28 protein-coding genes are annotated in these 26,226 nt (G+C 60.4%); 19 read left to right on the forward strand and 9 right to left on the reverse strand.

Annotated elements, in window-relative coordinates; genetic code table 11:
- Positions 1–81: 81 nt before the first annotated feature.
- From cueR to AB9K34_RS01420, 3 genes are read right to left on the reverse strand one after another with little or no spacing between them, the layout of a single operon-like run.
- Positions 82–501, reverse strand: a complete 420-nt coding sequence (gene cueR, locus AB9K34_RS01410; RefSeq protein WP_114865730.1) for a Cu(I)-responsive transcriptional regulator — start codon at positions 499–501, stop codon at positions 82–84.
- 19 nt (positions 502–520) lie between these two features.
- Positions 521–2,827: a heavy metal translocating P-type ATPase gene (locus AB9K34_RS01415; RefSeq protein WP_369952677.1), complete on the reverse strand. Its 2,307-nt coding sequence runs from the start codon at positions 2,825–2,827 to the stop codon at positions 521–523.
- A gap of 43 nt (positions 2,828–2,870) precedes the next feature.
- Positions 2,871–3,032, reverse strand: coding sequence for a hypothetical protein (locus AB9K34_RS01420; protein WP_369952699.1), 162 nt, complete (start codon positions 3,030–3,032; stop codon positions 2,871–2,873).
- Between AB9K34_RS01420 and AB9K34_RS01425 the strand changes: the two genes are divergently transcribed.
- From AB9K34_RS01425 to AB9K34_RS01470, 10 genes are all read left to right on the forward strand, one after another.
- A complete protein-coding gene (locus AB9K34_RS01425; protein ID WP_231024373.1) occupies positions 2,992–3,168 on the forward strand; it encodes a heavy-metal-associated domain-containing protein in 177 nt (58 codons plus the stop codon). The genes AB9K34_RS01420 and AB9K34_RS01425 overlap by 41 nt on opposite strands.
- Before the next feature lie 204 nt (positions 3,169–3,372).
- Positions 3,373–3,789 (forward strand): hypothetical protein, encoded by a 417-nt coding sequence (locus AB9K34_RS01430; RefSeq protein WP_369952678.1) that lies wholly within the window; start codon positions 3,373–3,375, stop codon positions 3,787–3,789.
- A gap of 294 nt (positions 3,790–4,083) precedes the next feature.
- Positions 4,084–5,547: a TolC family protein gene (locus tag AB9K34_RS01435; RefSeq protein ID WP_369952698.1), complete on the forward strand. Its 1,464-nt coding sequence runs from the start codon at positions 4,084–4,086 to the stop codon at positions 5,545–5,547.
- 11 nt (positions 5,548–5,558) lie between these two features.
- Positions 5,559–6,917, forward strand: a complete 1,359-nt coding sequence (locus AB9K34_RS01440) for a multicopper oxidase family protein (protein ID WP_110476940.1) — start codon at positions 5,559–5,561, stop codon at positions 6,915–6,917.
- A 46-nt stretch (positions 6,918–6,963) separates the two neighbouring features.
- Positions 6,964–7,680, forward strand: coding sequence for a copper-binding protein (locus tag AB9K34_RS01445; protein ID WP_369952679.1), 717 nt, complete (start codon positions 6,964–6,966; stop codon positions 7,678–7,680).
- Positions 7,681–7,786: 106 nt separating this feature from the next.
- Complete coding sequence (locus AB9K34_RS01450) at positions 7,787–8,320, forward strand: plastocyanin/azurin family copper-binding protein (RefSeq protein WP_369952680.1); 534 nt, start codon at positions 7,787–7,789, stop codon at positions 8,318–8,320.
- Between the two features lie 8 nt (positions 8,321–8,328).
- Positions 8,329–9,633: an ABC transporter transmembrane domain-containing protein gene (locus AB9K34_RS01455; protein ID WP_369952681.1), complete on the forward strand. Its 1,305-nt coding sequence runs from the start codon at positions 8,329–8,331 to the stop codon at positions 9,631–9,633.
- Positions 9,630–10,088: a cytochrome c gene (locus AB9K34_RS01460; RefSeq protein WP_353628617.1), complete on the forward strand. Its 459-nt coding sequence runs from the start codon at positions 9,630–9,632 to the stop codon at positions 10,086–10,088. The genes AB9K34_RS01455 and AB9K34_RS01460 overlap by 4 nt, the downstream gene beginning before the upstream one ends.
- Positions 10,081–10,422 carry a hypothetical protein gene (locus tag AB9K34_RS01465; protein WP_369952682.1) on the forward strand — a complete coding sequence of 114 codons (342 nt, stop codon included), beginning with the start codon at positions 10,081–10,083 and terminating at the stop codon, positions 10,420–10,422. The genes AB9K34_RS01460 and AB9K34_RS01465 overlap by 8 nt, the downstream gene beginning before the upstream one ends.
- Positions 10,423–10,509: 87 nt before the next feature.
- The gene (locus AB9K34_RS01470) at positions 10,510–11,424 is read left to right on the forward strand and encodes a sialidase family protein (protein ID WP_369952683.1); all 915 of its coding nucleotides are present in this window, start codon (positions 10,510–10,512) and stop codon (positions 11,422–11,424) included.
- Between the two features lie 49 nt (positions 11,425–11,473).
- Here AB9K34_RS01470 and AB9K34_RS01475 read toward each other — a convergent pair whose 3' ends face one another.
- The 5 genes from AB9K34_RS01475 to AB9K34_RS01495 all read right to left on the reverse strand — a co-directional run bounded on the left by AB9K34_RS01475 (position 11,474) and on the right by AB9K34_RS01495 (position 19,242).
- A complete protein-coding gene (locus AB9K34_RS01475; RefSeq protein WP_369952684.1) occupies positions 11,474–14,623 on the reverse strand; it encodes an efflux RND transporter permease subunit in 3,150 nt (1,049 codons plus the stop codon).
- Positions 14,620–16,056 (reverse strand): efflux RND transporter periplasmic adaptor subunit, encoded by a 1,437-nt coding sequence (locus AB9K34_RS01480; RefSeq protein ID WP_369952685.1) that lies wholly within the window; start codon positions 16,054–16,056, stop codon positions 14,620–14,622. The genes AB9K34_RS01475 and AB9K34_RS01480 overlap by 4 nt, the downstream gene beginning before the upstream one ends.
- The gene (locus tag AB9K34_RS01485) at positions 16,053–16,451 is read right to left on the reverse strand and encodes a FixH family protein (protein WP_369952686.1); all 399 of its coding nucleotides are present in this window, start codon (positions 16,449–16,451) and stop codon (positions 16,053–16,055) included. Before AB9K34_RS01485 ends, AB9K34_RS01480 begins: the two co-directional genes overlap by 4 nt.
- A 109-nt stretch (positions 16,452–16,560) precedes the next feature.
- Entirely contained in the window at positions 16,561–16,971 is a 411-nt protein-coding gene (locus AB9K34_RS01490) for a hypothetical protein (RefSeq protein WP_369952687.1), read from the reverse strand.
- A gap of 12 nt (positions 16,972–16,983) precedes the next feature.
- On the reverse strand, positions 16,984–19,242 hold the full coding sequence (locus tag AB9K34_RS01495) for a heavy metal translocating P-type ATPase (RefSeq protein ID WP_369952688.1): 2,259 nt from the start codon (positions 19,240–19,242) through the stop codon (positions 16,984–16,986).
- 476 nt (positions 19,243–19,718) lie between these two features.
- Here AB9K34_RS01495 and AB9K34_RS01500 point away from each other — a divergent pair, with 476 nt between their 5' ends.
- Together AB9K34_RS01500 and AB9K34_RS01505 are read left to right on the forward strand one after the other, a co-directional pair.
- Positions 19,719–19,928, forward strand: coding sequence for a helix-turn-helix transcriptional regulator (locus tag AB9K34_RS01500; RefSeq protein ID WP_369952689.1), 210 nt, complete (start codon positions 19,719–19,721; stop codon positions 19,926–19,928).
- 77 nt (positions 19,929–20,005) lie between these two features.
- Positions 20,006–20,206 (forward strand): hypothetical protein, encoded by a 201-nt coding sequence (locus AB9K34_RS01505; protein ID WP_369952690.1) that lies wholly within the window; start codon positions 20,006–20,008, stop codon positions 20,204–20,206.
- On the opposite strand, the gene AB9K34_RS01510 is transcribed toward AB9K34_RS01505, so the two are convergent.
- On the reverse strand, positions 20,200–20,778 hold the full coding sequence (locus AB9K34_RS01510) for a hypothetical protein (RefSeq protein ID WP_369952691.1): 579 nt from the start codon (positions 20,776–20,778) through the stop codon (positions 20,200–20,202). The two genes, AB9K34_RS01505 and AB9K34_RS01510, sit on opposite strands and share 7 nt — an antisense overlap.
- Positions 20,779–20,910: 132 nt before the next feature.
- On the opposite strand from AB9K34_RS01510, the gene AB9K34_RS01515 reads away from it, so the two are divergent.
- The 7 genes from AB9K34_RS01515 to AB9K34_RS01545 all read left to right on the forward strand — a co-directional run.
- Positions 20,911–21,225 (forward strand): hypothetical protein, encoded by a 315-nt coding sequence (locus AB9K34_RS01515; protein ID WP_050524067.1) that lies wholly within the window; start codon positions 20,911–20,913, stop codon positions 21,223–21,225.
- A complete protein-coding gene (locus AB9K34_RS01520; RefSeq protein ID WP_369952692.1) occupies positions 21,197–21,862 on the forward strand; it encodes a lytic transglycosylase domain-containing protein in 666 nt (221 codons plus the stop codon). Before AB9K34_RS01515 ends, AB9K34_RS01520 begins: the two co-directional genes overlap by 29 nt.
- Before the next feature lie 16 nt (positions 21,863–21,878).
- Positions 21,879–22,160, forward strand: a complete 282-nt coding sequence (locus tag AB9K34_RS01525) for a TrbC/VirB2 family protein (RefSeq protein WP_369952693.1) — start codon at positions 21,879–21,881, stop codon at positions 22,158–22,160.
- A gap of 131 nt (positions 22,161–22,291) precedes the next feature.
- A complete protein-coding gene (locus AB9K34_RS01530; RefSeq protein ID WP_369952694.1) occupies positions 22,292–22,570 on the forward strand; it encodes a type IV secretion system protein VirB3 in 279 nt (92 codons plus the stop codon).
- On the forward strand, positions 22,545–24,938 hold the full coding sequence (locus tag AB9K34_RS01535; protein ID WP_369952695.1) for a type IV secretion system protein B4: 2,394 nt from the start codon (positions 22,545–22,547) through the stop codon (positions 24,936–24,938). Before AB9K34_RS01530 ends, AB9K34_RS01535 begins: the two co-directional genes overlap by 26 nt.
- Positions 24,935–25,144 (forward strand): hypothetical protein, encoded by a 210-nt coding sequence (locus tag AB9K34_RS01540; protein WP_369952696.1) that lies wholly within the window; start codon positions 24,935–24,937, stop codon positions 25,142–25,144. Before AB9K34_RS01535 ends, AB9K34_RS01540 begins: the two co-directional genes overlap by 4 nt.
- A partial coding sequence (locus tag AB9K34_RS01545; protein WP_369952697.1) for a lytic transglycosylase domain-containing protein occupies positions 25,141–26,226 on the forward strand: 1,086 nt, incomplete at its 3' end. The genes AB9K34_RS01540 and AB9K34_RS01545, both read left to right, overlap by 4 nt.

Consider the following 26,226-nt stretch of genomic DNA (forward strand, 5'->3'; position numbering starts at 1 on the left):
ACAACTTTCCTGCGCTGGAATGTTCCGAAATCCGTTCCCAAGATAGCGGCGTCGCTGCCGCGCCAAGTTTTTGGAGTGTCGTCAGATTGCGGCTTTGGTGGCCGAAGGCGATTTCTCATCCATCGCCAGATCGGCCAGGATCGGACAATCGGGGCGGTGGTCACCTGCACAGGCATCGACAAGGTGCGATAGAGTTGCGCGCATCTCAGTCAACTCCGTAATCTTGCGATCGATCCGGTCGAGATGTTCTTCGGCGATCTGCTTGACCTCGGCGCTGGCCCGGTCGGTATCGGCATAGAGCTTCAGCAGGCTCCGGCAATCCTCGATGGTAAAGCCAAGCGCGCGCGCCCTCCCGAGAAACGCCAGCTTGTGCACATCGCTCTGCCGAAAGCTTCGATAGCCGTTGGCACTGCGTAGCGGCTCGACCAGGCCGATATCCTCGTAGTAGCGGATGGTCTTCGCGGGAAGGCCGGACAGGTCGGCCACGTCTCCGATATTCATGATCGTCTTCTCCTTGTTTTCATTCAGCCGGAACGGGGGACAGGCGGGGGTCGGTCACGGCCTTCGCCGCCTCGTCCATCGCCGGGCGCACGCGTCGCAGGCGCAGTGCGTTCGTCAGCACGAAGACCGAGCTGAGCGCCATCGCCCCCGCCGCCAGCACCGGCGACAGCAGCAGGCCCGACACCGGGTAAAGTGCCCCCGCCGCAACCGGGATCAGCGCGACATTGTAGCCGAAGGCCCAGAACAGGTTCTGGCGGATGTTGCGCATGGTGCGCCGCGATATTTCCAGCGCGTTGACCACGCCGCGCAGGTCGCCCGACATCAGCACCACGTCGGCGGATTCGATGGCGACGTCAGTGCCGGTGCCGATGGCGATGCCCACGTCCGCATGGGCAAGCGCGGGCGCGTCGTTGATGCCGTCGCCGACGAAGGCGATATGCTGGCCCGTGCCACGCAGTTCATCCAGTGCCGCGACCTTGCCGTCCGGCAGCACGCCCGCGATCACGTGGTCGATGCCCGTCTCCCGCGCGATGGCTTCTGCCGTCTCGCGCTTGTCGCCGGTGATCATGGCGACCTTCAGGCCAAGATCGTGCAGCGCCCGGATGGCGGCCGCGCTGGACGGCTTCACCGGATCTGCCACGGCGATGACGGCGGCAACGCGTCCGTCGACGGCGGCGTAAAGCGCGGTGCGGCCCCGCTCGGCCAGGCGGTGCTCTTCGTCGACCAACGCGCCGATGTCCAGCCTTTCGCGAGCCATCAAACGGTCGGCGCCCACCAGTACGTCCCGGCCCGCGACTTCTGCCCGGACACCGTGGCCAGTGATGGACTTGAATTTCTGCGCGTCGTGCCGGGCAACGCCCTCGGCCTTCGCCGCCCGCAGGATGGCCTCGGCGATGGGATGTTCCGACCGCGCCTCGACCGCCGCGACCAGAGCCAGCACCTCGGCCCGTTCAAAGCAGTCGGCCAGCACCAGATCGGTCAGTTCGGGGCGTCCTTCGGTCACCGTGCCGGTCTTGTCCAGCGCGACCACATCGACGGTCGAAAGCTGTTGCAGGGCGTCACCCTTGCGGAACAGCACACCCATTTCGGCGGCACGGCCGGTGCCGACCATGATTGAGGTCGGCGTGGCCAGCCCCATCGCGCAGGGGCAGGCGATGATCAACACCGATACTCCGGCGACCAGCGCAAAGGACAAGGCGGGCGATGGCCCGACCAGCAGCCAGACGATCACCGTCAGCAGCGCCAGCGCCATGACCGCGGGCACGAACCACAGGGTGATCCGATCCACCAGACCCTGGATGGGCAACTTGGCACCCTGCGCCTCTTCGACCATACGGATGATTTGCGCCAGCGTCGTATCCGCTCCCACGCGTGTCGCACGGAACTGGAAGGCACCGGAACCATTGACGGTCCCGCCGGTGACGGGATCGCCCACCGACTTGGCCACAGGCACCGGCTCGCCGGTGATCATGCTCTCGTCGACGCGGGCGCTGCCTTCGGTCACTTCGCCGTCCACGGCAATCCGCTCTCCGGGGCGCACGAGCAGGATGTCGCCTGCGGCGATGCGCTCGATGGCCACGTCCTCAGGCTCTCCGTCCACCAGCACGCGGGCGGTCTTGGCCTGAAGGCCCAGCAGCTTCTGGATCGCTGCGCCGGTGCGGCCCTTGGCGCGCGCCTCCAGCCACCGGCCCAGCAGGATCAGCACGACGATGACTGCCGCCGCCTCGAAATAGACGGCACGCGACCCTTCGGGCAGCAGCGCGGGCGCGAATAGCGCCACGAGAGAATAGAGATAGGCGGCAGAAGTGCCGACCGCGACAAGGCTGTTCATGTCCGGCGCACGCTTGAGCAGGGCTGGAAACCCGCGCGTGTAGAAGCTGCGCCCCGGCCAGAGCAGAACCACCGTGGTCAGGACGAACTGGATCAGCCAGCTTGCCCGATGGCCGATCGTGTCGCCGATCAGACCATGCATGCCGGGGATCAGGTGCGCGCCCATTTCCAGCAGAAACACCGGCAGGGCGAGGGCCGCCGCCAGCGCGGTCCTGCGAGCCAGCGTCCGCGCCTCTTCATCCTTGCGGGCACTCGTGTCTTCCGGCGCGCTGTCCTGCGGCAAGGTCGCGGGATAGCCTGCATCACCCGCCGCCTTCAGCAGGTCCGCAACCGCAACCGAGCCTTCGAGATACGTTACCGTCGCAGTTTCCGATGCCAGATTGACGTTCACGTCCAGCACGCCCGGCACCGCCGCCAGCGCCTTGTCCACCCGCCCGACGCAAGAGGCGCAGGACATGTTTTGAAGGGAAATTCGGACGTTGTGCGGACCGGACATGGAAATCTCCTGATTCTGATCCTCCCTCACATAAGGGTTCCATTCACTGGAAGGTCAACAGGTGCATCGAGGAATTTTTTCGGGCATTGACCTTCCCATAGGGGAACGCCCTAGGTAGCAGCAGCAAGAAGGAGATCGTGATGATCAGGTTCAGCGTGCCGGACATGAACTGCGGACATTGCACCGCGTCGATAGAGAAGGCCATTGTGACGATAGACCCACACGCGACTGTCACCTGTGACCTAACTGCGCGTTCCGTCGAGGTAGATAGCGCATTGGATGAAAGCGCTCTGAAGGCAGCGATTCACGATGCGGGCTACGGATCGCAAAGACTGAGTTAGTCCCGGCACTTCCAGTCACTACTGAAGTACTCACTACCATTTTCGCGTCTTCTGTCTGACTGGTGAACGTTGCTATGTATCTATTGCGCAACAGTTTTGAGCGCTCGCAGCGAGAATTCGCCTGCCTCGCTAGATTGTGCCAAACCTTCCCGCGCTGTAAGCGTTGACTAATTTGTCAAAACGTCCATGTTGCCGTTCATGAGAATGCGGGTCGCCACTTCGGTATGGGTGAAATTCCTCACTTGCTTCGCTTTTGCGTTGGCATTGGTTCTGTCTCCACCTTCTGCGGCACACGCGGCCTCAGGAATGCATGATGGTCAGCATTCTGGATCGATCAGCTCCCTTCTCAGCGAACCGACAGTTGGTCAGGGAACTGACATCCACGCCGACCACATGAAACACCCGGCGACAGTTGACGTGGATGACATATCCTCCGACATGGGTGAAACAGAGCATCAATCAACTCAGTGTTGTAACGGAATATGCATTTCTGTCGTCATTCCAGACGCAGACTTGGTATTCCCGGATCTTATTGCTGCGAAAGAATATATGATCCTGAGCGGTCAGGCGCATTCCGTCGAAACATCAGGGTTTCTGCGGCCCCCTCGATTCCTGATCTGAAACGGCGCCCAATCCGGGTGTGAGCCTTGCGCAGACTCTGCGTGAGACATCGTTCATCAATCAGGATACCTTCATGAAAATTCATCTACTCATGGGGGCTTCGGCCCTCGGGCTTGGCGCATGCGCCTATGAGCCTACCCCTTTGCCCTCCGTTGCGACACAACAGGCTGTCGTCAACGCGACCGTTTCGTCTCCGATCAACTATCAAGATCCATTGGCTGGCTACACCTATCGTGGTCCGACCGGCCCCCGTGATTGGCGGTCTGTCAATCAAGAGCAGACGGAGGGCAACTGATGCGGGTATCTAAGATTCCGCTGGTTCTTGGCTTTCCACTTTTCTTGGGTGCCTGCGCTACCGCAGTACCGGTAAGCTACACCGAACCGAAGGCCGGTTTTGCCAATGTGGCCAGCCAGATTACACCAGCGATCGGCAAACGGACCGTGTTTGCGGAAACGCAGGCCGAAAACGAAGCTCTCAAGAAACAGGTGCACAGCATGGTGCATCAGAAGACGATTTCGGCCGATACGGCGGTCCAGGTTGCGCTGCTGAACAATAAGGGTCTGCAAGCGTCTTACGCCAATGTTGGCCTCTCGGCCGCTGAGGCCTGGCAGCAATCGACGCCGGAAAACCCGATCGTCTCAATTGGCGTCTTGGGAATCGGTGCGCCTGAGCTCGGTGCCTACAGGGCGATCGAAGGGCTGATCCGGTCGAACGTCCTCGATGCCACCACGCGCAAACAGCGCATAGCCATTGCTGATGCAAGCTTCCGGCAGGCTCAGCTCAATGCCGTGAACGACACACTCGCGCTGGCCAATCAGACGCGAAAGGCATGGGTCGATGCAGTCGCCGCTTTCGAGGCCGTGAGCTATCTGCGGCGCGCAAAAGCGACCTCTGACGCCGGCTCGGAACTGGCTATGCGGTTGGGTGAGACCGGCGCACTCAACAAAGCTGGGCAGGCCCGCGAACAGGCATTCAATGCCGAACTGGCGGGGCAACTTGCACAGGCACGATTGAACGCCACTCGGTCCAAGGAGGCTTTGACCAGGTTGATGGGCCTCTGGGGCACCGAAGTCGATTACTATGTGCCAGATGCCCTTCCTGCACTGCCGCGTTCTGTCGGCCGTGTGACCGACATCGAGGCCAAGGCGCTCCGAAACCGGGTGGATCTGCGTGTTGCCAAACTTGGCCTGGAAGCGCAGGCCAAGGCATTCGGGCTGACCGATCAGACCCGCATTGTCAGCGATCTTGAGTTCATTGCCGGGTTCGAGGCGGAGCGGGAAATTGAGGACGGAGAAACGGAAACCGTGACCACCCCTCAGGTGGAAGTGGAGTTCGCGATCCCGATCTACGACACCGGCAAAGCCCGGATGCGCAAGGCGGAGTTGTCTTACTTACAAGCGGCCAACGTGCTCGCAGAGAAGGCCGTGAACGTCCGGTCCGAAGCGCGGGGTGCTGAAGCCTCCTATCATGCCGCATACAAAATCGCGCGCCACTACCGCGACGTTCTGGTGCCGCTACGCACGACCGTCGAAGAAGAGGGTTTGCTGTCCTACAACGGCATGATCACCAACACTTTCGAGCTGCTGACGGACGTGCGCGAGAAACTTGGCGCATCCCTGGAAGCGGCAAATGCAAAACGCGAATTCTATATGGCACAGGCCGATCTGACCGCCGCGATCTATGGCGGCGGCGAAGGCGGCGGTGGTGCTGGTGGAGAAGGCGCAACGCTTGCCGCCGGTGGCGGCGCAGGACACTGAAAGGAACTGACATGTTGAACAGACGTCAATTACTCGGAGCCGGCGCCGCAGGTGCAACGCTGGTCTCTTCAAAAGCCTGGGGTCAAACCCTGAACATGGGCCTCCCCGAAGCCGCGCAGATGGACAGTGCGGCAACGGCGATTACGGCGCGTCCGTCGTCAGGGCCGGACTACACACCTGTGGTCACGCTGAACGGGTGGACCCTGCCGCACCGGATGAACAACGGGGTCAAGGAATTTCACCTCGTCGCCGAACCGGTAGAGCGCGAACTTGCAGACGGCATGATTGCGCATTTGTGGGGTTACAACGGCCAGTCCACCGGTCCAACGATCGAAGCAGTCGAAGGCGACCGGGTCCGCATCTACGTCACCAACAAGCTGCCGGAAGGCACCACGGTGCATTGGCACGGGCTCATCCTGCCCTCGGGCATGGATGGGGTCTCCGGGTTGAGTCATCCCAGCATCCCGCCAGGAAAAACGTTTGTCTACGAATTCGACTTGGTGAAGTCCGGCACGTTCATGTACCACCCCCATGGCGACGAAATGACCCAGATGGCGATGGGGATGATGGGCATGTTCGTGGTCCACCCCAAGGATCCCACCTTCATGCCGGTGGATCGCGATTTTCTGATCATGCTGAATGCCTTTGACATCGATCCCGGCACATACGTGCCCCGCATCATGACGATGACGGACTTCAACCTGTGGACGTGGAACAGTCGGATCTTCCCCGACATCGATCCGCTGGTCGTGAACAAGGGCGACAAGGTGCGAGTACGCGTCGGCAACCTCACGATGACAAACCACCCGATCCACATGCACGGCTATGACTTCAAGGTCACCTGCACGGATGGTGGCTGGGTGCCGCCAGAAGCGCAATGGCCGGAGGTCAGCATCGACATCCCCGTGGGCGCGATGCGCGCCTATGAGTTCGTCGCAGACCATCTGGGTGACTGGGCGATTCACTGCCACAAGTCGCACCACACAATGAATGCCATGGGTCACGATGTGCCGACATTCATCGGGGTCAACAAGAAGCCGCTGACCCAGAAGATCCGTCAGTTCCAGCCGGAATACATGCCCATGGGCATGTCCGGCATGGGGGACATGGCGAAAATGGAAATGCCGCTGCCTGACAACACGATCCCGATGATGACGGGTTGGGGGCCCTACGGCCCCATCGAGATGGGCGGCATGTTTTCGGTCGTAAAGGTGCGGGACGGCATCGACGCGGACGATTACTCCGATCCCGGCTGGTACGAAAATCCTCCGGGCGAGATGGCCTACGAATGGACTGGCGAATTGCCCGAGTTCGCCTCGAACAACAGTCCCAAGACCATTCTCACACCAAAACCAAACTCGAAGGGCTGAACGGCCCTTCGTCAACTCCAACCAAACCAACCTACAGGACAATGAAATGAGAAATCTTCTTTTGACGACAAGCTTCGCGTTGGTGCTTTCGGCACCAGCATTTGCCGCAGGCACACATGATGGCGGGCACGGTGAGGCCAAGCCAGCCGAAATGATGATCGGCATGCCGGGTGAATCCGCCAATGTGGACCGCACAATTGATGTCACCCTGCTCGAAAACGACGAAGGCGAAATGCTGATCGAGAGCGAAGAGTTGACCATCAAGGAGGGTGAAACGATCCGCTTCAAAATCACAAACAAGGGTGAGCTAGAGCATGAATTCGTCCTTGATACAGTCGAGCGCAACGCCGAGCACAAGATCGAAATGGCCAAGATGGATATGGAGCACGACGACCCGAACCGAATCCGTCTTGATCCCGGTGCCTCGGGCGAGGTCGTCTGGACGTTTGCAAATGCCGGTACGTTCGAAGCCGCGTGTCTGATTCCGGGTCATTACGAGTCCGGCATGCACCGCGAGGTCGCAGTTGGCGATCAGATGGCACAGGCGGATGTGGAATACACGACTGGCAAGGTCAAAAAGATCGACGCCAAGGCCGGCAAGGTCACGATCATCCACGGCCCGCTGGTCAACCTCGACATGCCCGCGATGACCATGGTGTTCCGCGCCGACGAGGCAATGATTGCCAAGATGTCCGAAGGTCAGGACATCGAATTCGTCGCAGACCGCGTGAAGGGAAAACTGACCGTCACACAGATGAAGTGATGACAGTTAGTGGGGCCGGGGCAATCACCCCGGCCCCAACTTTTTGAGGCGTTACTCTGCAAGCAAGAATATCCCGTAAAATCAAGCGCTACGGAGGTAGCCGAGCATGATGAATTTCCTGAAAACCTGCACCACCGCCCTTGCACTCATCTTTCCGGCTTTGTCAGTGGACGCTTCCAGTGGCAAGGGTCAGCAGCCTCATGCGCGGGCCTTCGAAGTGCCTGGCCATGATCCGATCGGGAAACCCGGCGATGGCTCCACTTTCGACAGGTCGATCGAAATATCCATCAGGGAGACAGAAAGCGGCTACATGCTTTTCGAGCCGGACGCGATCCAGATTGAAAAGGGATCGGTCGTTCGGTTCTTGATCGGAAATACAGGCGCTCTGGATCATGAGTTCTTTCTCGGCTCCTTTGACGAAATTGCGAAACATCAGCAGTGGATGCGCGAACACCCCGATATGCAACATGATCGCGCCAACTCGGTTTTGATCCCAAGTGGACAAAATGCCGAGCTGATCTGGGAGTTCTCCGATATGACGAACCTGGAGTTCGTATGCTTGATACCCGGCCACCGGGAAGCGGGCATGTGGGGCGTCATCATCGTGCACGATCACCTTGCGCCGAAATCCAAGGGTTAGAGTTTTTGATGTCACTCCTGGACAGGTATCACGTGCTTGTACACAACGTATCTGCCGCGTTCGGGTACGACTACAGCGATGCGACGCCAGACTGGGTTCACCCGTTCATTCATCTGATACTGGTCTTGGCACCCTCGCTACTGATCACTGTCGGCTCATATCTTGCTATTCGCGGCATTTTCAAGCTTTGGAAGCGCCGTCACACCTCTACGTTCCACCCCGAACCCATACGGGGGCTTGAAGGCAGTCTTTTCAGCACAGTCCTGCGCTACTCCAGAAGGCAGCAGGCATTGATGATTGTAGTCAGCCTCATCGCGATGCCTATTCTATATTTGACCCTCGAACTGCCAAAGCAGATCGTAAACAACGCTTTGGATTCTGATCATTTCCCCGTTGCCGTTTTGGGACGAGACGTCGATCAGGTCGTTTTCCTTATGCTTCTCTGTGGTCTCTACCTTTTGGCGATCATCCTGAATGGGCTAAACAAATATGGCCTTAACGTGTTCAAGGGATTTGTAGCTGAGCGTTTTCTGCGGCGCTTCCGGTTGCTGGTCTATCGGCAATGGCGCAGCGATCCCGACTCCCGAAACCAGAGTGAAATCGTCCCTATTCTCGCACAGGAAGTTGAGCCCATAGGTGGCTTCGCGGCAGATGTCCTCACGCTGCCAATCCTACAAGGTGGTACACTGTTGACGATCCTGTTTTTCATGTTCGTTCAGGACCCTGTGTTGGGTGCCGCCGCACTGACGGTGCTGCCAATCCAGCTCGTGCTGCTGCCCAAGCTACAGCGGCGTGTCAACGCCCTTTCACGTACAAGAATCAAGGAAGTCCGACAGCTCGGCAGACAGCTTAGCGAACAGTTGCATGAACGGCAGGTCAATCCGACCGGACTGCTACCGGCCGGAGCGAGTTTTAGAGAGCTTGAGCACGTCCGCAGGAAGATTTTCCGCCTGAAGTTCTTCATCAAGGCCCTCAACAATTTTCTAACCGCGCTGACCCCATTCCTGTTCTACTCATTGGGAGGATATTTCGTCATCGAAGGGCGTATTACACTCGGTGCCCTGGTGGCCGTCCTAGCCGCACACAAAGACTTCTCGGCACCGCTTAAAGAACTCTTCAATTACTATCAGACGCTGGAAGACACGCGGATCCGGTACCACGAAATCACGACCTTTTTCAACAAATCGATCCAGCAATCCGCAATTGTTCAAGCAGACAACACCATGCCGCAGGAGGTCAGTCAATTCGAGCAAGCCCAACTGAGATACCCGGCTTCGTCTCTAAAAAGGCAGGGGGCCATCGCAACATCATGAGAGAGTTTGATAGTATGAAATGGGCAGCGATATTTTTTGCTCTGGTCGCCGTCGCTGCAGCAGTATGGTTCATTGTGCAACCGAGCCACACTCGGACGGGCGCCCAGAGGCAGGACAGCATCGCGCTTCCCGCGGGTGCTCTCGCTACTGTCAAGCTACCAAACAGTTTCACAGAGCAGGAGCAAATCGGCGCAAGCGCTTATGATGCGGTCTGTTCCGCTTGCCATGGCCGAAACGCGCAGGGCCAAGATGGCGTCGCTCCTCCGCTTGTTCACAAGATCTATGAACCCAGCCACCACGGCGACATGGCGTTTGTCCTCGCAGCGCAGAATGGAGTTCGGGCGCACCACTGGGAATTTGGCAACATGCCAGCGGTTGAAGGCGTGACGCGCTCAGACATCCTTGCTATCGTGGCGTACATTCGAGCTTTGCAGCGGGCCAACGGAATTGACTAAGCATTTTCGTCGGTCAAAAGAATGGGAGTTGGCGCACGGTCAATCAGCATTTGGTTTGCCACAGAAAAGCAATAACGGTGGGAAAATTCTGTTCATGATTAAATGTTCTGCTGCGTCGACTCTGATCCTTGGTGCATTGTTCGCTTCGTCCACCGCATCATACGCGGAGGAAACCGGATTATTCAGATTGACCGACCGCGGATCACCTGTTGGCATCAATGCTCGCGAACCATCACTCCCACCCTTGTCGGATGGCAGGGTTTTGCTGAGCTGGACCGAAGAAAGCGGAACCGAAGCGGAAGTTCGCATGGCCATCCTCAACGGCAGTGAGTAGTCGGACGTCCGCACAATTAATGTATCGTCAAAGACTTACATCAACTGGGCCGACTTCCCTTCGGTAGTGGCGCTTGCTGGTGGCGGTTTGGCGGCACAATGGCTAGAGCTGAATGGACCGGGCGATTACCAATACGACGTCAATATCGCTTTTTCCAAAGATGAAGGCAGAAGCTGGACGGACCCGCTTGTTCCTCACGATGACAGATCTCAACGCGAGCATGGTTTTGTTTCGTTGGTACCCGACCAGTTCGGCGGATTGACGGCTGTATGGCTGGATGGCCGCGAGTATGACAGTCAGACAGAAGGCGAGAGCTTCGAGAATGCGATGCAGTTGCGCGCGCGGCAGATCAACTCCGACGGGACGATGAATGCAGAAAGCTTGTTGGATGTGCGCACCTGTACCTGTTGCCAGACTTCTGCAGCGCGGACTGCATCAGGCGACATCGTGGCGGTCTATCGTGACAGAACCGCCGATGAAATTCGCGATATATCGGCTGTCCGGCAGGCCGACGGGGAGTGGACGGAGCCCGCCTCGATCCATAACGACGGATGGGAAATCGCCGGATGCCCCGTCAATGGCCCGGCCATTGATACCATGGGCGACAGGATTTCCGTTATCTGGTTCACGGCAGCCGAGAACGAGCCGAAGGTTCGTATCGCCTTTTCGGACGATGGCGGTGCGCAGTTCGACGAACCGCTCCGCATTGACCTCGGCGCAGCCGCAGGTCGGGTGGACGTCCTGCAATTTGCAGATGGCAGCGCATTGGCGCTCTGGATCGAATATGTGGGAGGCGGTGAAGCGATCGTCATGTGCCACGTAACGCCAGATGCCGGATGTGTCGCGCCTCAGGCGCTCCACATCAATCGAGGCGGCGGATCGGTCGGTTTTCCGAGGATGGCGCTTGGCGGAACCGGGGCGTTTGTGGCCTGGACGCAACCAATCAGCGGCGCGGACGGCAGTACCACCATTCGCGTCGTTGAAGTCGCTCTGACGCCATAGGTTTCAAGCATTCATCTCGATTCCCAATGCCTCCTTAATGCTGTTGCCCTTATTCTGCGGCCTGCCCGAGGGCCAAATCAGGCGCTGTACCGGCCTTCTTGAGGCTCCAGCCTTTGAGGATGGCATAAACCGCCGGAATGACGATCAGGGTTAGCAAGGTTGACGACACCATACCTCCGATCATCGGCACTGCGATGCGCTGCGTGATCTCGGACCCAGTTCCATGCGCCCAGAGGATCGGCATTAGGCCGGCCATGATTGCGACAACTGTCATCATCTTGGGGCGAACGCGATCTACTGCACCCACCATGATCGCGGCGTAGAGTTCGTCGCGGGTCAGGTCGCGGCCGCCCGCGCGGTCACGCGCTTCATTCAACGCCTGATCGAGATAGATCAACATGATCACACCGGTTTCAGCCGCCACCCCGGCCAGCGCGATAAACCCGACGGCCACCGCAACCGACATGTTGAAGCCCATGAACCACATGAGCCAAATGCCGCCCACCAGCGCGAAGGGCAGCGACAGCATCACGATCAGCGTTTCCGTCAGACGGCGGAAGTTCAGGTAAAGCAGCAGAAAGATCAGCGCCAGCGTTAACGGCACAACTGTGGCCAGCCGCTGTTTCGCACGTTCAAGGTACTCGAACTGCCCGCTCCAGCCCAAAGAATAGCCGGGTGGCAGGGTGACGGAAGCCGCGACCGCCGCCTGCGCTTCGGCCACGTAGCCACCGAGATCGCGTCCGACGATATCGACGAAGATATAGACGGCAAGCTGTCCGTTTTCGGTGCGGATCGACGTGGCCCCACGGGTGCGTTCGATGGTGGCTACGTCCCCAAGTGGAATTGTGCCACCGCCCGGCAGCGCCACTTGAACCTCGCGTCCGATGGCCTCCGGATCGGACCTAAGTGTCGCCGGATAGCGCACTGCGACGTCGTAGCGCTCGCGGCCCTCGACGGTCTGCGTGATGGCCTTGGCCCCCAATGCCATGCCGATCACCTCCTGCACATCCTGCACCGACAGACCGTAGCGGCCGAGCGCTGTACGATCCGGGGTGATGTCAAGGTAATAGCCGCCGATCACCCGTTCGGCATAGGCGCTGGTCGTTCCAGGCACTGTGCGGACCACGGCTTGCAACTCACGGGCGACCTTTTCCATCTCGGTCAGGCTGGAACCGAAGACCTTGATCCCCACTGGTGTGCGGATACCGGTGGACAGCATATCAATGCGTGCCCGAATCGGCATCGTCCAGGCGTTCGATACGCCGGGAAATTGCAGCGCGGCATCCATTTCCTGTCGCAGGCTTTCAATGGTCACACCGGGACGCCATTCGTCTTCCGGGCGGAGCTGGATGATCGTCTCGAACATCTCCGTCGGTGCTGGATCGGTTGCAGTCAGCGCGCGGCCTGCTTTACCAAAAACCGACAGCACTTCGGGGAAGGTCTTGATGATGCGGTCCTGGTTCTGCATCAAGTCGGCGGCCTTGGTGACCGACAGCCCTGGCAGCGTGGTCGGCATGTACATGAGTGTGCCCTCGTTCAGGACGGGCATGAATTCAGACCCCAGCTGGCGCGCGGGCCAGATGGTGATTACCAGTGCCGCAATGGCCACGATGATCGTGAGGCTCTTAGCCTTCAACACGGCGCCGATAATCGGGCGGTAGACCGCGATCAGCACGCGGTTTACCGGATTCCTGTGTTCAGGGATGATCCGACCCCGCACGAAAACCACCATCAACGCAGGCACCAGCGTCACCGACAGGAACGCCGCCGACGCCATTGCAAACGTCTTGGTATAGGCCAGCGGGCCGAACATACGTCCCTCCTGTCCTTCCAGCGCAAAGATCGGCAGAAACGAGACGGTGATAATCAGCAAGCTGAAGAATAGCGCGGGGCCGACCTCGCTTGCCGCTTCGATCAGCACCTGGATGCGTGGCTTGTCAGGGGCGGCCCGTTCGAGGTGTTTGTGCGCATTTTCGATCATCACAATGGCCGCGTCGATCATCGCGCCGATGGCGATGGCAATGCCGCCGAGGCTCATGATATTGGCCCCGATTCCGAGAAATTTCATTGCCGTGAAGGCCATCAGCAATCCGAGAGGCAGCATGATGATCGCCACGAGGGCGGAGCGGACGTGCAACAGAAAAATGATCGTGACCCCCGCCACGACGAGGCTTTCTTCGAGCAGCGTTGTTTTCAACGTCTCGATTGCCGACAGGATCAGGTCGGAGCGGTCATAGACCGGCACGATGTCGACTCCATCCGGTAGGCTTTGGGCCACCACGTCCAGTTCGGCCTTGGCGTTTTCGATCACATCCAGCGCATTTGCGCCGACCCGTTGAAGCACGATGCCACTGGCGACCTCGCCCTCACCGTTCAACTCGGCGATGCCGCGGCGTTCGTTGGGGACGATTTCGATCCGTGCGACGTCTTTCAGGTTGATCGACACCCCGCCAATGCTGCGCAGGGTGATGTTGCCGATATCCTCGGTCCCCGCCAGATAGCCGCGTCCGCGCACCATGAATTCGAACTCGGACAGCTCCACCGTGCGCCCGCCGGTGTCCATGTTGCTCTCGGAGATGGCCTTGCCGATATCAGACAGCGTGATCCCCTGCGCGCGCATTCGGACCGGGTCAACTGTGACCGAGTATTGCTTAACGAAGCCACCGACACTGGCCACTTCGGACACGCCCTCTGCGCGGCTGGCCCCGAAACGCACTACCCAATCCTGCAACGACCGCAATTCAGCAAGGCTCAGGTTCTCGCCGGTGATCGCATATTGATAGACCCAGCCCACCCCCGTTGCATCCGGACCAAGGGCCGGTGTCACCCCATCGGGCAGGCGAGCCGCAGCAGCGTTGAGGTATTCCAGCACGCGCGACCGCGCCCAGTACGGGTCAACTCCGTCCTCGAAGATGATGTATACAAAAGAGATGCCGAAGAACGAAAAGCCCCGCACCACGCGGGATCGCGGCACCGTCAGCATGGCCGAGGTCAGCGGATAGGTGACCTGATCCTCGACCACTTGCGGGGCCTGTCCCGGATAGTCGGTCAGCACGATCACCTGCACGTCCGACAGATCGGGAATAGCGTCGATCGGCAAATTGCGTAGTGACCAGACCCCTGAGGCGATGATAAGGGCCGTGGCAAAGAACACCAGAACAAGGTTGCGGGCGGACCATTCGATGCCACGCGCGATCATTCGACTGCCTCCGGGGCGGTCAGCGCAGCCAGGGCTGCGTTCAGGTTGCTCTCCGCGTCGATCAGAAAGGTCGAGGTGGTGACGATCCGGTCGCCCTCGGAAATACCTTCGCGGACTTCCACCATCCCGGCGGCCTGCCGCCCCAGCACCACATCCTGCGGGGCGAATTTCCCCTCTCCCATATCGCGGATCACCACCTGGCGATCGCCGGTGTCGATCACCGCCGTTTCCGGCACCTGCACCACGGGCGCACCGTCGCCTGTCGCCAAAGCCACATCAGCGAACATGTTGACAAGCAAGCGACCCTCAGGGTTGGACAGGTCGACGCGGACGCGTGCCGTCCGGGTCTGCATATCGACCTCAGGGTAGATCTTGTCGATGATACCGCTGAAGGTCTCGCCCGGTAGGCCTGGGAAGGTGATCGTCGCAGCGTTTCCATCCGAAAGGCCCGCGAGCGCAGATTCCGGCACGTCCGCCATGATCCAGACAACCGATGTATCGGCAATACGAAACAGCGTTTCGCCAGCCTCGGACATCATGCCTTCGACGGCCATTCGTTCCAGAACCACGCCCGACCGCGGTGCCATCAGGCTGATTTGCACCGGCGCACGCCTGTCCGCCGCGATCTTGTCGATCACTGACACGGGAACACCCAAGTTTGCCAGCCTTTGACGGCTGCCTTCCACGCGCCCTTCACCACTTCGCAGGTCCGAAACATACTGTGCGGCCGCCGAGACGATATCCGGAGAATAGAGCATCGCCAGCGGTTCGCCCGCTTCAACGATTGATCCGGTCGTTACATCCTCAACTTCTTCGATGAAAGCATCCGCACGCAATGAAATGACGCTAACTCGACGCTCATCTAGCGCGACGATCCCCGGCGCTCGAACCGTCGTTGCCATGGGCTTGAGCACCGCAACTGACGTACGTACGCCGGTGCGCTGTAGTTTGCCGGGCGATACGGTCACCGATCCGGCATCGTTTGCCTCATCGGCAAAAACGGGAAGGTAGTCCATGCCCATGGAATCCTGCTTTGGCACCGGAGACGTATCAGGCAGGCCCATCGGATGCCGGTAGTAGAGAACGGTTCGTTCGCCAATTTTCGCCTCTAGGGGGTTGGGCGCCTCTGGGTCAAACGACACATCTTCGCTTGCCAGCACCGGCAGAAACGCCTTGCCATCGACGGTGTCGGTCGGAACCGCGGACCATTCGGCAAGACCGTCAGGGTGTCGATAGTAGATAATCGGGCCCATCGCCGATCGGATTTCGGCCGGCATCGCGTCAGCTTCACGTCCCAAAAGTGCTGTGAGCTGCGTCTGCGCCACATCCGTCAGCATCGCAGGCGTCCAGCCTTTGCCGCCCGCCGCAAGGCCAACCCATCCAGCCGCGCTGCCAACGACGGCGATCAGCACCAGTTTGCCAAAGGCGCTCATGGCTGTACCTCGATCACGATCTGTGCCTGAACGGTTTGCATCTCGCCCCGCACCTTGGCCGCAACGGAAAAGCGCCAGTTTCCGTCCATCGTCAGATCGGCAGAGAAGCGATAGAGACCCGGCTCTTCGCCGGGTAACGCCAAGACCGGTGAAGTCATCGTCTCCATCCCGTCCGGCGCCATATCCAGCCTTGTGGCAAAGATGACGGCGCCCTCCACGGGCGCATTGGTGCGGGTATCAATCAGACGAACTTCTAGAACCGCATCGTCTCCGAAGGCATAAGTCGTCTGGACAAGAACGAGAATGTAATCAGATGCAGAGGCTTGTGCCACCGGCACGGAAAGCTGGGCCGCGACAACGAGGGCAGCAAGGGCGCTGTGAATATAACGGGGCATGATACGCCTGTATTGACGGGCAACGGGAACGCCGACCATCGTATCGACCTGGAACTGGTCTAAACGTTACATCGGCGCGCGGCTGTTGGTGCGGCAGGCACCAGAACCGCTATGCTTTGGGCGGTCTTTGCAATCCGCCGTCTGCCTGTTGCAGAATCGCCGTTGCCTCAGTCCGCACGTACCCGGCACGTCCGGACCGAGGCAGGTTCGCCAGGATCACTCGTTCGAGCTCGGCCACGATCGGGGCCACACGACATTGCGTCGTAGAAATGCAGGCAGCGTCGCATTCCGGCATGTCCGGGCAGTCGTTCGGGCAGCAATCGCTCTGCATAGCCATAGCAGGCGCTGGGTCCACACTTGAAATGAACGCAAGATTGAATTGCACCAGAACAGCGCCAACCAACAGAGCAACCAGAAAAAGGCGCGTTTTGAATAACATGCAACATGCTATGCTGAAGTTCTCATAGATCAGCAATACACGTTTTGCTGAAATAGAAGTGTCGTCCAGCTTCACGCTCAATACGCGGATCGTCTAAAGCCTCAATCGCCGTAGTCTGAGCGCGTTCGCGATGACCGAGACCGACGAGAGGCTCATTGCGGCGGCGGCGAACATGGGCGACATCAACAGCCCGAATACCGGGTAGAGCACGCCCGCAGCTAAGGGCACACCGAGCGTGTTGTAGGCAAAGGCCCAGAACAGGTTCTGGCGTATGTTACGGATCGTCGCCACGGCCAGCGTCCGTGCCTTGACGATACCGTTCAAATCGCCGCGCAAGAGAGTGATGCCCGCGCTTTCAACCGCCACGTCCGCACCCGTACCCATTGCAAGGCCGACATCCGCTGCAGCGAGGGCAGGCGCGTCGTTGACACCATCGCCGGCCATGGCGACCTTTTTGCCATTCGCGTGAAGCTCGTCCACCAGTGCCTTTTTGTCTTCCGGGAGAACGCCGGCTCGTACTTCGTCGATGCCAAGACGCTGCGCCACGGCCCTTGCTGTGCGTTCGTTATCACCCGTAGCCATGATTATCCGCAGGCCCGCCTCGTGCAATTGCTTGATGGCCTCGGCCGTCGTTTCCTTGATCGGGTCGGCGACGGCGACGATGCCGGACAGTTTTCCTTCTATGGCCACGAACATGGCCGTCTTGCCTTCGCTTCGCAGAACATCTGCTGCCTCCTCTGCTGCGGAGGTGTCGAGGGACATGTCGCGCATCATCGCGGTGTTACCAAGCGCGACGGCGCGGCCCGAGACGGTTCCGCTCACACCCTTGCCGGTCACGGCTTCGAAGTTCTCGGCATTGCCGACTTTGATACCTCTCTCTTTCGCGCCTTCGACGATGGCCTCTGCCAGCGGGTGCTCGGAGCCTTTTTCCAAGGCAGCCGCGAGGGTCAGAATGGTTTCTTCGGACTCGTCGTCCAAAGCGTTCACATCGGTTAGCGTCGGCTTGCCTTCGGTCAGGGTGCCGGTCTTATCGACGATCAGCGTATCGACCTTGGCCATGCGTTCCAGCGCTTCGGCGTCCTTGATCAGGACACCCGCCTGCGCACCGCGACCTGCGGCCGTCATGATCGAAATCGGGGTCGCCAGACCCAGAGCACAGGGGCAGGCGATGATCAGCACTGACACCGCCGAGGCGATAGCAAAGACGAGTGCCGGTTCGGGCCCGAAGCCGAGCCAAGCGGCGAAGGAAAGGATGGCGACCACGACAACGGTCGGCACGAAATAGGAAGAAACCTGGTCCGCGAGCCCCTGGATCGGTGCACGGGATCGCCGCGCGTTCGAAACCATCTCGACGATCTGGCTCAGCATCGTGTCGGCACCTACACGGGCGGCTTCTATGACAAGGGAGCCGTTCTTATTGATTGTGCCGCCGGTGACCGTATCGCCCGGACCTTTTTCGACCGGCAACGGCTCGCCGGTTATCATGCTCTCGTCGATGGATGACGTTCCGTCAACAACCTTGGCGTCAACGGGGACCGCATCACCTGGGCGAACCCTCAGGCGATCTCCCTCAACGATGTTTTCCAGCGGTGCGTCGTATTCCGTACCGTCGGGCAGAATGCGTCGCGCGGTTTTCGGGGCCAGATCGAGCAGCGCCCGGATGGCATCGCCGGTCCGTTCCCGCGCCCGCAATTCCAGTACTTGCCCGACGAAAATCAGAGTGATGATGACGACGGCAGCTTCAAAATAGGTGCCGACACCCGCGCCCATTCGGTACTCGTCCGGAAACACACCAGGAAGGAACGTGGCGACCAGCGAATAGAGATATGCCGCGCCGACACCAATCGCGATCAGCGTCCACATGTTGGGTGAGCGGTTCACGATCGACGCCCAACCCCGCACGAAAAACGGCTTCGCCGCCCACAGCACGATCGGCGTCGCCAACACAAACTCGATGTGTGTCGCCAGCCGATGTCCGATCCAGTCCCGGACCGGCAAACCGACCAGCTCTCCCATAGTCAGGATAACCAGAGGAACGGCCGCGGCGGCACTGATCCACATTCGGCGGGTAAAGTCGGTCAGTTCTTCGCTGGGTTCATCCGACGGCACCATCGGTTCAAGTGCCATGCCGCAGATCGGACAGGCGCCGGGCTCGTCACGAACTATCTCGGGGTGCATTGGGCAGGTGTACTGCGTCCCGGCTTTCGGGGTCATGCTGTGATCCGATGCCGTACCTGAGGCATAGTAGATCGGATCGGCCTCGAACCTGGTCTGGCACTTATCGGAGCAGAAGTAGAAGGTTTCACCGTCATAATCCGCCTGACGGGCCTCCGGAGACATAGTGACGGACATGCCGCAAACTGGATCCTTGGCCTGATCGGATGACCGCTCTCGCGGGTGCGGTTCTGTTACCTGTATCATGCTCTAGCCCTCCAAAATGATGCCAACTCCTAAGATGGGGCTTCCAGCAACTGGAAGGTCAAGCTTGGATTGCTGATTAGCGAAGGAAAGCTGATTGATACTACTAATATATTACATAAACTCCATTATGCGATTTTTGGCCGACCCCAAATTTCCGTGTAGAATTCGTCCTCTATTACCTCCCTGTGGACGACCGACTGGCGGCACCGGTATTGCCGGTGCCGCCCTTTTCCGAAAGAACGATTGAACGGCCCATAATGTTAGCGAGACGGATCATCCCGTGACCTGCGTTTCGGCAGGCATCCCATTACGGCGATCTCGCGCCGTTCCAAGAATTCTTCTCTGCACCTCCGAATGTAACATATATCGCGTGGCGATATTTCGCGCATCATGTCCGTTTCGCGGGCATGAACTTGCGGGACCGTGTAGCACTGAACATCCAGGAATTGAGACGCGCCCGCGGCCTCAGCCAGGAGGAGCTTGCTCATCGGGCCGACGTGAGCCGCGGCCATATGGGCAAGGTCGAGAACGCCAAGTTCGCGGCCTCCCTCGACCTTCTCGAACGCATCGCCAGGGCGCTCAAAGTCGATCCCGAAGAGCTCTTCGCGAAACGCTAGTCCGTTTCCTGCGGCTTTGATCCCGTCCCCAACACGAAAGACACGAACGGCAAGAACGGTACGAGTGGCGCGGGTACATGGCGAAGAGAAAGACAGGCTGGCCTTTCCAGGAAGGGTTTCTGAACGACGGAACACAGGAGATCCACCTGTTCACCGATTACCGTTGGAATAATGGCTCGGTGAGCCGCCGCTGGCATGTCGATCCAGAACGCTTTGATGCAGACCTTGCCGACCTGCGCCCGGTCTCTCTGAAGGTATCGGGCGCTCCGGATCAGTAGGAGAACCACTCCGAGTGGCCCATGTTGCCCTCGTAGTCGCCGTATTCGACCATGATGCTGCGGGAATAGAAGTGCCATAGGCCACCACCGCTTGGGTAGGCGATCTCCTGACCGCTTTCCGAGATGAATGTCGCGGGCCAGGGCGTGTGGGATCCGTAAACCCGCTGGATGTAGCGGCAGGTCCAGTTCTCGCGGTCGCAGGAACGGATCGACCAGTCCCACTGACGCGGTTCGTCGCGCGGCTCGTAGGAGCGCCCGGTGAACCAGATCACATGGGTCCGGTTCAGCCATTCGTATTCGGGCAGGTTGGTATCGAGCTCGCCCTCGCCGCCGGGCCCGCCCAGCTCGACCGGCACATGAGCAAAGGTGCAGACCCCGAAGGGCGGCAGGCTTGGCCAGGGCGAGATGCGGCGGATCATAGTGCGATAGGCCCGTGCGCAGACCGCGCTCGGCGGGAAGCCACCCGCCATGCAGAGCATGATGGCGCAGTCGATGTCATAGGCCTGCGCCTTCTCAGGGGCTCCGAATGCCGCCATCACTCCCATCGCCACTGCCATCGCCTGTCGCTTCATGTCGCTCTCCCGCAAAAGTTGCGCAGACTATCGTGCAATATGTATTTTTATGCAATATGTCGTATTGACTCCATATGGCTTTATGGCCTTAGTGTCGTGAAGTAGAAGGGCTCTCGTGGGGAGAGTCCGAACATGCCGATAGCGCGCAACCAGATCCTGATCACCATCGATGGTGTCAAAGACTTGTCCGAGAAGGGCATCGCGTTCCGCTGCCGGTATGAACTCGTGGGGTTCACGGACGATGGCAAGCCGCGCTACCAGTGCATCTACCTGCGCGAGGGCGAGCCGGAAGCCATTCTGGTCTCGACCCGGATCACCCCGCACGGGCCGGAGCCACGGTATTTCAATATATGGCCGGGCCTCTTCAAACATCATCTCGAGTTCGGTGACGGGCGCGACTTGCGCTTTGGTCCTGACTATGAGCTCACCCTCGAGGAGCGCGGCTGACGTCATCGCCTTCGGCCGCGACGGCACGGCCCGGACATCCGGCTGGTCCTTTCATGGCGAACGACCTGCCTGGGCAGGGCTGGATGATAGCACTGAGGCTGAAGTCGTTCTGGCTTCGCTGGACCTCACGTCGCCTTCCGGACGCGACAACATCCTCTCCCTAATCCGCGCCACCGCAGATCGCCACGAGGGGAACCGCGCCTTACGGCAGGTCGGCCTCGACGCGGACGATTGGCTGGTCCTTTTCCAGGCCCTGGTCGAGGCCGAAAGCAGCTACAACCCGACCGCCGTCAGCCCCAAGGGTGCCTATGGTCTCGGCCAGCTCATGCCGGACACGGCCCGCGTCTTGGGGGTCGATCCGCGCGATCCGTCCCAGAACCTCGACGGCGCCGCGCGCTATCTGCTCGCACAACTCGGAACGTTCAAGGACATCGACCTGGCGCTCGCGGCCTATAATGCCGGGCCACACCGGGTGGTCGAATATTCCGGCATCCCGCCTTTCACCGAGACCCGCGAATATATCGCGCGCATCCACCGGATCCGGTCCCGCCTGGCGGGCACATTCGTTTCCGCGCCGGACATCCGTGTCGCGACCCGCGTGCCTGCCCGCGCGCCCGTCCTCATCGATCTTCAGTAAAACAAGGGAACTTCGCATGCTTCGACATCGCCTCAGCCGCCTCTTGCCTGTCGCCACAACCCTGGCGGCTTTCGCAACGCCTACTCTCGCGCAAGACTTGTCACCGATCCAGACTATGCTGGAAACCGTCGAGGCCGCGCTGACCGGCCCGATCGGGATCGCTGTCGCCACGCTCGCGGTCATCGGCACCGGTTTCATGTGTATGATGGGGCGCCTCAACTGGGGCTGGTTCGCCTCAGTCATCATCGGGATCGTGCTGATCTTCTCGGCCGGTACGATTGTGGCAGGTTTCTCGTGATGACCCGGAAAGCACTGTGCGTGTTTCGCAAGAAGGCATCCTTCGGCAGGTCCGAACGCGTTGTGCTTCGCAAACGCTGCCTCGGACCCGCCTCCGGATACACTTTTCTTGCTGAGCGAAACACGCACTAAATGGCCCAACAATCCCCCCTCTTTCTGGGCCTCGCCCGTCCGCCCAAGTATCTGGGTCTCCCTGTCGGATACCTCGTGGCGCTGGCAGCCGGGGTCGTTCTGCCGTTCATCTGGACCAAGTCGCTGGTCTTCTTGCCTGTAGGTCTCGTTGCCTATCCGATCCTCTGGTTCGTCGCTGACCGCGAGCCGCATTTCTTCGAGGTGCTGCGCGTCTCCTATGGATCGGTGCGACCGACGAAGAACCGGGCCCTGAATGGAGGCGACAGCTTTGGCACTTGATGCAGGCACTCTTTCCACTCACGGAACCGCTCTGCTGCAGACTGGCGGCGGGGCGTTCGCGCGGGAAAGTTATCTCGCGGAGCATCTGCCGTATTTCGCGCTTGCCGATGACGATGTGATGGTGCTGCGCGAGGGCGATCTCCTGGCGACCCTGCGCCTTGATGGTCTGAACCCGATGACCACTGAGGACGCCCGGCTCGACGCGCTCAAACGCGCGGTCGCGGCCATCGTCGCCCAGACCGGCAACGCCTTCGGTTTCTACATCCACCGCATCTCCGTGCCGCAGGATCTCGGAATGCGCCCCATCGAGGGAGACAGCTTCGCCGCCGCGATCGACGCGCGCTGGCAGGCCCATGTCAAAGACCTCCGCCCTGCCAAGCGCCAACTCTATCTCAGCGTCATCCGACGCCCCGATATCTCCGCCCGCATTCCGCTCCTGCGCGCGCTGGCCCGAAAGGCTTGGGTCAAGGACCGCGCGACGCGGATGCAGGAGCTGAACGAGGTCTTGGGCTTCTTCAAAGTGGCGCTTGCCGCGGCCAATCCCGTGCGGCTCACAAAGTCGGGCGGCGAATGGCTGGGCTATCTCAATACGCTGAACGCCGGCAGCTTCTCCCCCATCGCCTTCGGGCAGAGCGCCCTGCCCATCTCGCATACCTTGAGCAACTGCCGCGCGACCTTTGATGGCGACGTTGTCACCCTGACCGACGCCGTAACTGGTCGGGTAAAATACGGCGCACTCTTTTCTATAAAGACCTATCCGGCATTGACCGATGTGACGCTACTCGACGCGCTCGATCTGCCGCTCGACATCGTGCTGACGAACTCCTTCAGCCCAATCCCGAACAACATCATGGCCGAACGCATCCAGCGGATCATCCGCCAGATGCATGCCTCCGACGATGCCGCCGTGTCCCTGCGCGAACAACTCGGGCAAGCAGCCGACGACCAGGAAGCGGGCCGCATCGCCTTTGGCGATCATCACCTCTCCGTCGCCGTCTATGCCCCGGACCGCGACACGCTCGAACGGGCCGCCGCCCAGATCAAACGCGTCGGCCAGGAGATCATGTCGGTAATCGTGCGCGAAAACATGGCGCTGAAAGCCACGTATTTTGCGCAATCCCCAGGTAACTTCGGCTACCGGGCGCGGAAGACCCCGATCTCCTCGATCAATTTCGCCGACTTCGCGGCCCTGCATGGCAGCGTCGAAGGGCGCGGTCCTGACCAATCCCCTTGGGGTCAGACCATCTCGGTCCTGCCCACGGTCGGCACCTCGGGCTATCGGTTCAATTTTCACGAGGCCGGCAGCCCCGGCAAGGAACCGACCGTTGGCCATACGCTGGTTCTGGGGCGCACCGGCACCGGCAAGACACTGACCACCGCTTTCCTCGCAGCCCAAGCGCAGCGGGTCGGCGCGCGGCTTTTCTTCTTCGACAAGGATCGCGGCCTCGAGATGGCCGTGCGCGCCCTCGGCGGCCGATACAACGAAATCCGCGCCGGGGTGCCCTCGGGCTTGAACCCCCTAGATACCGAAATCGACGAACGGGGCCGCGCCTGGCTCTCGGATTGGCTTGCGACACTTCTCACACGCAATGGAACCCTCACGGGCGAGCAGTCACGACACATCCAAAGCGCGGTCTTGCAAAATGCCCATGCCGAGGGCTCGCTCCGACGCTTCGCCAGTTTCGAGACCCTGTTTCAGTCGCTCGATGACGATGGCGAGCTACAGTCTCGCGTCGCCGAATGGGCCCCGGGTGGGCGCTATGGCTGGGTGTTCGACGAACCCGAGCGCGGCGCGGGCCTCAAGCTCACGGGCGACATCGTCGGGTTTGATATGACCGAGATCCTCGACATGACCACCGAGCGCATGGCGGTGCTCTCCTACATCTTCCGCCAGATCGAACGCGTGGTCGAAGACCGCCGCCCCACCATCATCGTGCTCGACGAGGCCTGGAAGCTTCTCGACGATCCGTATTTCGGAGCACGGTTGGAAAACTGGCTGGTGACGCTTCGGAAGATGAACTGCGTCGTGATCATGATGACGCAGTATCCGAGCCAGCTGCGCGACAGCCGCGTCGGCAAGACCATCGTCGAGACGGTGCCAACCCAGATCCTCTTCCCGAACGACCGCGCCACGATCTCCGATTACGACTTCCTGCGCGTGAACGCCAAGGAGGCTGCCCTTCTCGTGCAGCCGACCATCGGCCAACGCATCGCGCTCGTTCGCTCGGCGGGCGACAGCGTCTTCGTCGATGCGGACCTCTCCGCATTGGGCAACCTCCTTCCCATCCTTGGTGGCGGTGCCACCGGCGAGGCCCGTGTGCCCGCCGGTTGGCGCGCCAATCCCGATTTCTGGAGACAAGTGATATGAGTTTGAAACCTCTCCTCGTGCTTTGCGCCGCCGCAGGCCTGCTCGCCGCTTGCGAGAAATACACCGAGAAAACCTCGCCCTGCTTCGGACGCAATGGCGAGCCGCAGGTGACAAGGTCCGCCCTGTCCTTCTCGACCATGGGCGCACCGGCTCACGCAATGGCCAAACCCGACTGCACATTCGAGCCCCTGCCCCGTCCGGAATGAGACGCGCCGCGATCATATCCGCCGGGCTCTGCCTCGGCCTTGGCGCCCTGCCCGCCCATGCCCAAGGGGTGCCGACGCAGGACAATTCCGCGATCGGGCGCGCCATTGCACGGGTGACGGCACTGGCCGAAGATCTCGGCGTCCAGCAGGACAAGGATCGGACGGAGTCCACACTGGCCGATGTCCAGGCCGACCAGTTGCGCGTGCTTGAGGAGATGACCGCCGCGATCACCGGCCCCGGCTTCGATATCCGCGCGCTCGAGGGCAATGCGGATTTCGGGGTGGCAACGGTCTATCCCAATACCGATCTCAGTCCCATGAACAGCCGTCTCTTCGGCGAGGGCCGCGAGACGGTCGAGATGATGATCGTCGAGGTCGCGGGCGAGTTCGCAGGTGCCCCCGGTGTGGCCCGCGCGGGCCTTTCTGCCACCCAGTGGCGCTGCCTCTTCCAGGCCCTGATCAAGCAGGAGAGCCGCTTCAACGTCGCCGCAGAAAGCCCGGTCGGCGCCTATGGGCTGACCCAGCTCATGCCCGGCACCGCCTCCGATCTTGGAGTCGACCGCTATGACGTGAAAGACAACCTCCGCGGCGGCGCGCGTTACATCACCACGCAGCTGGGCCGCTTCGGCAATATCCCCCATGCGCTGGCTGCCTATAACGCGGGGCCGGGCCGAGTGATCGAGTATGGCGGCGTGCCACCCTTTGCCGAGACCCAAGGCTACGTCCGCAACATCTCGAAGTTCTACAACGAATACTTGGCAGTGGTCGGCGGCGCTGACGCGCTCGGCACGCTCTCTCCCTCGGATTTCGCACTCGCCGAATATGCCAGCATCTCCGAGGCGGACGTCTATTACGCCGCCGACAGTTCGGCAACGACCGAGCAGGTCATCAACCGCCTGCGCGCGATCATCCTGCAGATCGATGCCCAGCCCAATGCCAAAGCGGCCTGGGAGCTCAACACCTACGCCAAGGCCGAGATCGGTCGCATCCTCAATCTCCGCGTCCGGCTGATGGCCGCCAACCAGCAGCGCGAGGCGGCTTACGCGCAGCACCTCGTCGCCGACCGGCTGGCCGAGCGCGAC

Source organism: Sedimentitalea sp. XS_ASV28, from assembly GCF_041224545.1.
GTDB lineage: Bacteria > Pseudomonadota > Alphaproteobacteria > Rhodobacterales > Rhodobacteraceae > Sedimentitalea.